Raw genomic sequence first — 373 nt, forward strand, 5'->3', positions numbered from 1 at the left:
GGTGGTTTCGATCATCGGGGCCGGTGTCGGCTACCCGCTGGCCGCACTACTCGCCGAGCTCGGCGGGGTACGGGCCGCCTACGGCCTCGGCCTGGTCGTTACCGCCGCCGCCCTCCTGACCGCGTGGCGCTCCATACCCGAAGCCCCCGAAGGCCGCTCCGCCCACGTGGACGTGCCAGGCGCGGTCGTTCTGGCCGCTGCGCTGCTGCTGGTGCTGTTCCTCGCCGGCGAACGGAATCTGTGGAGTCGGCACCTCGCCGTGGCGGCGGCCCTCGCCGTCGTCGCGGTGGCGCTGCTCTGCGTCTGGGTCCTCATCGAGCTGCGCAGCACGACACCCTTGGTCGATGTGCGGGCGGTGCGGCACCCGGCGGTC

General features: G+C 73.2%; 1 pseudogene. It reads left to right on the plus strand.

The annotated features are described in order from the left end of the window. Positions 1-373 (plus strand): annotated as a pseudogene (locus tag IG75_RS0135700) (MFS transporter); the annotation flags it as partial.

This window comes from Nocardia rhamnosiphila NBRC 108938 (assembly GCF_000720425.1).
GTDB classification, from domain to species: domain Bacteria; phylum Actinomycetota; class Actinomycetes; order Mycobacteriales; family Mycobacteriaceae; genus Nocardia; species Nocardia rhamnosiphila.